1 protein-coding gene is annotated in these 239 nt (G+C 50.6%); it reads right to left on the bottom strand.

Annotated features, from left to right (window positions below; translation table 11 throughout):
• Nucleotides 1–27 precede the first annotated feature (27 nt).
• On the bottom strand, nt 28–239 hold a 212-nt coding region (locus L9G74_RS21905; RefSeq protein WP_238899013.1), incomplete at its 5' end, for a hypothetical protein.

Below are 239 nucleotides of genomic sequence, written 5' to 3'. Positions count from 1 at the left end.
AAGAGATCTTCAACCTGTGCCAACAAGCTAACGCTGATGCAAACTGCGTTGGTTTGGTACCTTCATGTGCCCAAGTACCTGTGTAAGTACCTGGGTTAGCTGGGTCTTCAACCATACCAGCAATAGTAGCAACCGCATCATGTATACCGTGGTGCTGACCTTGTTGCCAGCGGCGTTGATGGGCGTATTCTTAAACCCGAAACCGTGGCGTTGATGATAACCGCACCGTTGCAGCCAGT

This window comes from Shewanella electrica, from assembly GCF_022321485.1.
Classification (GTDB): Bacteria; Pseudomonadota; Gammaproteobacteria; order Enterobacterales; family Shewanellaceae; genus Shewanella; species Shewanella electrica.
Note: the sequence above shows the minus strand (reverse complement) of the source record. Positions and strands in the feature narration are given on the sequence as shown.